The sequence below is a fragment of the Butyricicoccus sp. genome, assembly GCF_050872565.1.
Taxonomy (GTDB): domain Bacteria; phylum Bacillota; class Clostridia; order Oscillospirales; family Butyricicoccaceae; genus Butyricicoccus_A.
This window is the reverse complement of sequence record NZ_JBNMHC010000308.1, coordinates 1-2,686: the sequence shown is the minus strand read 5'-3', so window position 1 is coordinate 2,686 and position 2,686 is coordinate 1. Positions and strand designations below refer to the sequence as shown.

Here is a 2,686-nt window from a genome sequence, read left to right as displayed (position 1 = left end):
TGCTACAATAAAAAAAATACAAGGAGGAACGCATATATGCGACATATTATCGACCTCAGTGATCTGACAATGGAAGAATTTAATGAGCTGTACAAGCTCACTTCAAATATCATCGACCGGCCGGAAGGCTATACCGATGCCTGCCGTGGTAAGGTTTTGGGCAGCTTGTTCTATGAACCAAGTACGCGTACCAATCTTTCGTTTTCCACAGCAATGATGCGTTTGGGCGGTAGTGTGGTTGGATTCTCTAATCCGAATTCTTCCTCTGCGGCGAAGGGCGAGACACTGAAAGATACCATCACCATGGTGTCCAACTATGCGGATATGATCGTCATGCGTAACCCGCACGAGGGCGCAGCAAAGGCAGCATCTATGTTCTCTGAGGTGCCGATTATCAACGCCGGTGACGGCGGACATCTGCATCCGACACAGACGCTGGCAGATATGACAACGATTCTGCGTTTGCGTGGCTCGGCGGATAATATGAAGATTGGTTTGTGCGGTGACTTGAAATACGGACGCACGGTACATTCCCTGATTCATTTCCTCGCAAATTATAAAAATGTACAGTTTTATCTGATTGCGCCACGTGAGTTGGCAATTCCGGAATATCTGCGCCAGTTCATGGTAGAGCATAAGATGAAATTTTATGAGGTATCCGGTTTGGAACCGGTTATCCCGATGCTGGACGTGCTGTATATGACGCGGATTCAGAGAGAACGTTTTGCAGATCTCAACGTTTACAACAGCCTTAAGGGCACATATTGCCTGACAAAGGCCAAGTTGCGCGATGCAAAGAAAGAATTGCTCATTATGCATCCGCTGCCGCGTGTTGATGAGATCGCACAGGATGTCGATGATGACCCGCGTGCGGTTTACTTCGATCAGGCACGATTTGGCATGTATGCGCGTATGGCGCTGCTGCTGACATTGAGCAAACAGCCGCGTGTACACATGCCGAAAAATATTTTGGGTCTGCCGAATCTGCACTGTACCAATCCGAAGTGCATCACGCATTCCGAGACCTATTTGCCGATGGAAATCGTGCACACAAAGGATGGAGAACGCTGTGTATACTGCGATCATCTGGTCGAGCATGTACCGGATCCAGAGCCGGAAGAACAAGAATAACGTCAAATAACTCAATGAGATAAAAAAACGCAGGAGCTTTTGCTCCTGCGTTTTTTCTATATCATCAGTTTGAAGAATTTCTTGTGAGTGTAATTTTGACACTGTAATTGCCGCTGACCGTCGTGCCGTCCGGACTGCTTACTGTGACGCCAATGGTGTGTTCGCCGTCTGACAGCTCCTTAGAAGATAGCTCAGCAACCGCTTGAATGTCAGATACATCAATCGCATCCAATTGCTTCTGCGAGCCTGTCAAGGTGACAGTTAGCGATTGGGTGTTAAGCGTCACCACAGCGGCAGGATCTTTGTCCGTATCGTTCAGCGTAATATCTGTAATCGTATACGCTTTGGTCGTGTCTTTGTCGACAGAGACCGTGACAGTCGCCGATGTCGGCTGTCCGTCATACAGAGAAACACCCGTCGGCGCTTCAATGTCAAATTCATGTGTGTCACCATTTTCTGCCGTTGTCGCATTGATAGCTCCCAATGCAATGGAATCAATGGTATCCACCGTTGCTGGATCACCGATAATCTTGACTGATTTTGGCGAAATCGTTGTCGAAATGCCCGATGCATCTTCTTCTGGCGAGATTGTCACTGCCAACGGAACCGATTTAACTTCCTTGACGGGGAGTGTGACGGTGACACTGGATGCCTCACGAGAAATATTGGTCGTGTCTACCTGTGCGCCCTTGCTGTTGACCAGCTTATAAGAAAAGTTATCGGTCAATGTCTGTTTCAGCCCGTCTGTGTCAACATCAATGACAGCAGTTGTAATTTCATCGACAACGGTTGCCGGACCAGAAACCTTGACGGTCTTTGCGGACAGCTGCGGGTCACCAAAGATGTAATTTTTAGCGGCTTCCTTACTCAATTTGACAGAAACCGGTATTTTTTTGGTTTCTATTTCATCAACAACAACCGTGATACTGTCTGGCGTTCTGCTCTCACAGGTCATACCACTTTCCGGCAAGATGACCGTGTACGGCAACTGATACGTACCGGGAGCAGTGATAGATTCTGAGACATCCGCCTGCACCTTGATTTGAGAAGCAGTCAGCGTTGCCAACCGATTGGTAGAGCCGGAAACTTTGACATCTACAGTCGAATCAGCGCCCTCGATAATGCGCAGATTATAGTTGTTATACAATTGATCGACACCGGTCAATTGTACGGAAATATCTTTGTATTCCAAGGTGCGGCTTGGGTTTTGTGAGCCCATAAAATAGCTCCACAAAATAAACGCAGCGACAACCGATAAAAGCTTGGTCAGCACGTCATGCTGCACAATCCATTTTCTCATTTTTTTCGCCTCCCGAAGCCCGGAAGCTTGTCTAACAAAGTATCAAAGAAATGCGGTGCGGATTCTTCTGTTTTCGGTTCTTCATTCTGTAAATCATGGACAAGAAGCTCCGCACGCAGAATTTCTTCTAGCTGCTCCGGCACGAGATGCCGCTGCAATTCGCCATCTATGGCGATGGAAATCGAACCGGTTTCCTCTGAAACAACCAAGCTGAGCGAATCAAATTTTTCGCTCATACCGACAGCAGCTCGATGC

3 protein-coding genes are annotated in these 2,686 nt (G+C 47.6%); 1 reads left to right on the top strand and 2 read right to left on the bottom strand.

The window, feature by feature from the left end:
* Positions 1-36 precede the first annotated feature (36 nt).
* The gene (gene pyrB, locus ACR0P9_RS10550) at positions 37-1,131 is read left to right on the top strand and encodes an aspartate carbamoyltransferase (protein WP_432619938.1); all 1,095 of its coding nucleotides are present in this window, start codon (positions 37-39) and stop codon (positions 1,129-1,131) included.
* 64 nt (positions 1,132-1,195) lie between these two features.
* Here the strand turns inward: pyrB and ACR0P9_RS10545 are convergent, their stop codons facing one another.
* Complete coding sequence (locus ACR0P9_RS10545; protein ID WP_432619936.1) at positions 1,196-2,431, bottom strand: CdaR family protein; 1,236 nt, start codon at positions 2,429-2,431, stop codon at positions 1,196-1,198.
* A partial coding sequence (locus tag ACR0P9_RS10540; protein WP_432619934.1) for a diadenylate cyclase occupies positions 2,428-2,686 on the bottom strand: 259 nt, incomplete at its 5' end. The genes ACR0P9_RS10545 and ACR0P9_RS10540, both read right to left, overlap by 4 nt.